Origin of the sequence: Mycobacterium simiae (assembly GCF_008370645.1) — a bacterium.
GTDB lineage: Bacteria > Actinomycetota > Actinomycetes > Mycobacteriales > Mycobacteriaceae > Mycobacterium > Mycobacterium simiae_A.
In genome coordinates, this window is record NZ_VTZN01000234.1 from 1 (window position 1) to 6,231 (window position 6,231).

General features: G+C 66.6%; 1 protein-coding gene. It reads left to right on the top strand.

Features of this window, described 5'->3' with window-relative positions; translation table 11 throughout:
• Nucleotides 1–434 precede the first annotated feature (434 nt).
• A partial coding sequence (gene pks2 / locus F0Q45_RS23605; RefSeq protein WP_149656211.1) for a sulfolipid-1 biosynthesis phthioceranic/hydroxyphthioceranic acid synthase occupies nucleotides 435–6,231 on the top strand: 5,797 nt, incomplete at its 3' end.

Consider the following 6,231-nt stretch of genomic DNA (forward strand, 5'->3'; position numbering starts at 1 on the left):
ACCCTGCATCGAACCTGAGTGACGCAATTCGAGGGAAGCGACACGTCACCTGGTCGGCGATCCGCCCAGCAGCCTCGGGCAAAGTCATCCGGGTGGAGAGCGCTCGGTACCAGCCAATAACCCGCCAACAACCGCTAACCCCGATGGTGTTGCGGGCCGCTGACCGCCACCTGCAGCGCGCTAGTCGGCATCTTTTACGCTGTTCAAGGACCTGGCCTCCGGCCGAACCAGTAGAATTCTGACTTCGGCCCATCATGTGCCAGAAGGGGAGTCTAAGCTGCTGGGGACACCGATACCCGTCGTCGGGTATCGAGATCCGGGCTAGCTCGGATGAGGGGCTGGGCGAGCGGCGCTGCGGCCATTTTGTTGCCCATGCGAAAATTCGATGCTGTCGTCGGGTAACACCGGTTGAGTTGAGACGAGGTTAGTGAGCGATGGATACACACGTGACTCCCATTGCAGTCATCGGAATGGGATGTCGGCTTCCCGGGGGGATCGACTCGCCCGACAAGTTTTGGCAGTCCTTAGTGCGCGGTGACGACCTGGTCACCGAGATTCCGTCCGACCGCTGGGACGCCGACGACTTCTACGACCCTGAGCCCGGGGTTCCCGGTCGAACGGTGTCGAGGTGGGGTGGGTTCCTCGACGACGTCGCCGGCTTCGATGCCGAGTTCTTCGGGATCAGTGAGCGGGAGGCGACCTCGATCGATCCGCAGCATCGGTTGTTGCTGGAAACGGCGTGGGAGACGATCGAGCATGCGGGTCTGGACCCGGCATCGTTGGCCGGTTCCTCGACGGCCGTGTTTACCGGGCTGACCCACGAGGACTACTTGGTTATTACTAAGGGTGCGGGCGGTTTGGCCAGCCCGTATGTGGTCACCGGCCTTAACAACAGTGTGGCCTCGGGGCGGATCGCCTACGCCCTGGGCTTGCACGGTCCGGCGATGACCTTTGACACGGCGTGCTCCTCGGGCCTGATGGCGGTGCACCTGGCCTGCCGGAGCCTGCACGAGGGGGAGAGCGAGCTTGCTTTAGCCGGTGGCTGTGCAGTGCTCCTGGAGCCGCACGGAAGCGTGGCGACGTCCGGACAGGGCATGCTTTCGGCGACCGGTTGCTGTCATTCATTCGACGCGGAGGCGGACGGCTTCGTGCGCTCCGAGGGCTGCGCGATGGTCTTGCTCAAGCGACTGCCGGACGCGCTGCGCGACGGCAACCGGATCCTGGCGGTGGTGCGTGCCACGGCCACCAATCAGGACGGTCGCACCGAGACGCTGACGATGCCGTCCGAAGATGCGCAGGTCGCCGTGTATCGCGCGGCGTTAGCGATGGCCGGTGTAGAGCCTGAAACGGTCGGTGCCGTGGAGGCGCACGGCACCGGCACCCCGGTGGGAGATCCGATTGAGTACCGGAGTCTGGCGCGGGTGTATGGCGCCGGGACTCCCTGCGCGATCGGATCCGCCAAGAGCAACATGGGGCATAGCGAGTCCGCAGCCGGGGCAGTCGGGCTGATCAAGGCGATTCTGTCGCTTCGCCATGGGCTGGTGCCGCCGCTGTTGCACTTCAACCGGCTGCCCGACGAGCTTGCCGAGATTACGACGAATCTTTTTGTGCCGCAGGCCGTTACGCAATGGCCAACCGGAGCCAACGGCGCGCCGAAGCGGGTCGCGGTGTCCTCGTTCGGCATGTCCGGCACCAACGTGCACGCCATCCTCGAGGAGGCCCCAGCAGCAGCCCCAGCGAAAGTCTCAGCACCAGCCCCAGCCGCGACCACGCAGGAGCCGCTGCTCTTCACGTTGTCATCGACCTCCGCCGACGGCTTGCGCCAGACCGCGCGCCGGCTCGCCGAGTGGGTCGAACAGCATCAGGACTCCTCGGACTCCTGGGGCTCGTCAGCGCTGCCGGATCTGGGATACACGCTGGCGCGGCGCCGCGCGCACCGGCCGGTGCGCACCGCGGTGGTTGCCGCCAGCCTGCCGGACCTGGTCGAGGGCTTGCGGGAGGTGGCCGACGGCGACGTCTTGTATGAGGCCGCGGTGGGGCAGGGCGATCGGGGACCGGTCTGGGTATTCTCCGGTCAGGGTTCGCAGTGGGCGGCAATGGGTGCCGACCTACTCGCAAGGGAGCCGGTGTTCGCCGCGACAGTAGCGGCGCTCGAGCCGGTAATCGCCGCTGAGTCAGGATTCTCGGTGACGGAGGCGATGACGGCGCCGCAGACCGTGACCGGGATCGACAAGGTGCAGCCGACCCTGTTCGCGATGCAGGTCGCGCTGGCCGCCACCATGGAAAAGACCTACGGGGTGCGCCCGGGCGCGGTAATCGGACATTCGCTGGGGGAAGCGGCCGCCGCCGTGGCCGCGGGGGTGTTGTCGTTGCAAGACGGTGCGCGCGTCATCTGCCGTCGCTCCACATTGATGACCCGCATCGCGGGTGCCGGTGCGATGGCGTCAGTGGAACTGCCCGCCAAGCAAGTTAATTCGGAGCTGATGGCCCGTGGAATCGACGATGTCACCGTCGCGGTCGTGGCCTCACCGCAATCCACGGTGATCGGCGGTGCCACCGACACTGTGCGTGATCTCGTCGCACGCTGGGAGCAGCGGGACATCATGGCGCGCGAGGTGGCCGTCGACGTAGCGTCGCATTCGCCACAAGTCGACCCCGTACTCAACGACCTGGCGGCGGCACTGAGCGATCTCAACCCGATGTCACCCAAAGTTGCCTACTACTCGGCGACCCTGTTTGACCCACGCGAGCGGCCACTGTGCGATGGTGGCTACTGGGTGGACAATCTGCGCAACACCGTACAGTTCGCTGCGGCAGTGCAGGCCGCGCTCGAAGACGGCTACCGCGTGTTCGCCGAGCTCGCACCGCACCCGCTGTTGACCCACGCTGTCGACCAGACCGCCCGGAGTCTGGACATGTCGGCCGCTGCCTTGGCTGGGATGCGCCGTGAGCAGCCGCTGCCCCACGGGCTGCGCGGCTTGCTGACGGACCTGCACAGCGCCGGCGCTGCTGTGGACTTCTCGGTGCTGTATCCCGCCGGTCGGCTGGTGGACGCGCCGCTGCCGGCCTGGACGCACCGCCGCTTGTTCATCGACGGAGATGGTCAAGAGCAAAAAGCGCAAGGCGCCTGCACGATCGCCGTGCACCCGTTGCTGGGCGCACACGTGCAACTGAGCGAGGAGCCGCAGCGCCACGTGTGGCAGACCGATGTCGGCACCTCAGCACTGCCCTGGCTGGGTGATCATCAGGTGCACAACGTAGCCGCCTTGCCTGGGGCCGCCTACTGCGAAATGGCGTTGGCTGCAGCCGAGGAGGTCTTCGGCCAGGCGTCGGAGGTCCGCGACATCGCCTTTGAGCAGATGCTGTTGCTCGACGAGCAGACCCCGATCGACGCCGTTGCAACGGTCGATGCGCCCGGTGTCGTCAGCTTCGCGGTGGGGTCCAATCAGGAGGGCGAGACGACCCAACACGCCACCGCGACGCTGCATGCCGCCGAGGCGGATGCCCCGCCACCTGCCTACGACATCACCGCGCTGCTGGCGGCGCATCCGGTCACGCTGAACGGCAGCGAGATGCGGGAATCGTTCGCCGAGCGAGGTGTTCAACTAGGTCCAGCCTTCAGCGGTCTGGCCACCGCGCGCTCCGCGGAGACGGGTGCGGGCACGGCGCTGGCCGAGGTCGCTCTACCCGCTTCGATTCGCTTCCAACAGGGCGCCTACCGCATCCACCCGGCGCTACTGGATGCCTGCTTCCAGTCCGTCGGCGCGGCCGTCGACGCCGCCGCCGGTGGCGGCCTGCTGCTGCCCCTGGGTGTGCGGCAACTACGGGCCTACGGGCCTACCCGCAACGCCCGCTACTGCTACACCCGAGTGACCAAAGTAGAGGGAAACAGCGGTGAGGCCGATCTCGACGTGCTGGACGAGCACGGGACGGTCCTGTTAGCCGTGCGTGGGCTGCAGATGGGAACCGGGACCTCCGCGAGCGGCGAGCGTGACCGCTTGCTCAGCGAGCGGCTGCTGACCCTCGAGTGGCAGCAGCGAACGCTGCCCGAGGTGCCCCAAGAGGCGGGATCCTGGCTGCTGCTCGACATGTCCAACGCCGCGGACATGTTCGCAGCCACGTTGGTGGACGCGCTGAAATCGCACGGGCCCGAGGGCACCGAATGCGCCAGTTTGACGTGGTCTCGGGAGGTTGACCCCGCAGCCAGCGTGGAAAAGCTGTGCGCTCACCTACGTAGCCGCCCCGCCGATGGTGTGGTGATCATCTGCAAGCCACGCGCCGGCGATCCGGACGAGCAAACTCTGCTCGAGGGGCGTGAGCAGGTGCGTGATCTGGTTCGGATCACCCGCGAGTTGGCCGAATTGGAAGGTGAGCTGCCCCGGTTGTTCGTCGTGACCAGGAAAGCCCAGGTGGTGCGGCCAGAAGATGCGGCAGCCGGCATCAACCTGGAGCAGGCCGGGCTGCGTGGGCTATTGCGAGTGATCAGCAGTGAGCATCCGCTGTTGCGCACCACGCAGGTTGACGTCGATGAGCGCACGGAAGCCGAGCAGGTGACGCAGCAACTACTGAGCGGGTCCGAGGAGGACGAGACCGCTTGGCGCGATGGCCAGTGGCATGTGGCGCGCCTGTGCCCCAGCCCGCTGAGCCACGGCGAGCGGCGCACCGCCGTCTTGGACCCCGAGCGCGACAGTCTGCGGCTGCAGATCCGCACGCCGGGTGACCTGCAAACGCTAGAACTGGTCGCAAGTCGCCGGGTTCCGCCCGGTCCTGGGCAGATCGAGGTCGCGGTCTCGATGTCCACGATCAACTTCGCCGACGTTCTCATCGCGTTCGGCCGATTCCCCATCATCGACGATCGCCAGCCGCAGTTGGGGATGGACTTCGTGGGTGTGGTGACCGCGGTCGGCGAAGGCGTAGTCGACCACCAGGTCGGCGACCGTGTCGGCGGCTTCTCCGAAGGCGGCTGCTGGCGCACCTTCCTCACCTGCGACGCCAACCTCGCCATCACGCTGCCCCCCGGCCTTGCTGATGAGCAAGCGGTTTCGTCGGCCACAGCCCATGCCACGGCCTGGTATGGGCTAAACGACCTGGCCGGGATAAAGGCCGGTGACAAGGTGTTGATTCACTCCGCAACCGGCGGCGTGGGGCAAGCAGCCATAGCAATCGCGCGCGCCGCAAATGCCGAGATATTCGTCACGGCCGGCAACCCGCGCAAACGAGCAATGCTGCGCGACATGGGAATTGAGCATGTCTATGACTCCCGCAGTGTTGAGTTCGCCGAGCAGATTCGCCGCGACACCGACGGATACGGCGTTGATATCGTGCTGAACTCGCTGACCGGAGCCGCACAACGGGCAGGGCTGGAGCTGTTAGCCTTCGGCGGGCGGTTCGTCGAGATCGGCAAAGCCGACGTGTACGGCAACACCCGGCTGGGGCTCTACCCGTTCCGGCGCGGCCTGACGTTCTACTACGTGGATCTCGCGCTGATGACTGTCATCCAGCCCGCCCGGGTGCGTGAGTTGCTCACCACAGTGTTCAAGCTGGTCGCGGACGGCGTTTTGAGCCCACCGGAGTGCACTCACTACCCGTTGACCGATGCGGCCGACGCCATCCGGGCGATGAGCAACGCCGAGCACACCGGCAAGCTCGTGCTCGACATACCGCGCAATGGCGCTAGGAGCGTGGCGGTGCCGCCGGAGCAGGTTCCGGCTTTCCGTCCCGACGGCGCCTACATCATCACCGGCGGGTTGGGTGGCCTGGGCCTTTTCTTCGCCGAGCAGATGGCCGCTGCGAACGGTGGTCAAGGCTGCGGCCGGATTGTGCTGACCGCCCGCTCGCAGCCCAACCCCAGGGCACGGCAGGCTATCGACCGCCTCCGTAAAGCCGGGGCCGACATTGTGGTGGAGTGCGGCAACATCGCGGACCCCGAGACCGGGGACCGTCTGGTGAGCGCAGCAACCGCTACCGGCCTGCCGCTGCGTGGTGTGCTCCATTCGGCGGCGGTGGTCGAGGACGCCACGCTGACCAACATCACCGACGAGCTCATCGACCGCGACTGGTCGCCCAAGGTCTTCGGATCCTGGAACCTGCACCGCGCCACGGTCGGACAGCCGTTGGACTGGTTCTGTCTGTTTTCCTCCGGAGCGGCCCTGTTGGGCTCGCCGGGCCAGGGCGCCTACGCGGCGGCCAACAGCTGGGTCGATGTCTTCGCTCAATGGCGGCGCGCCCAGG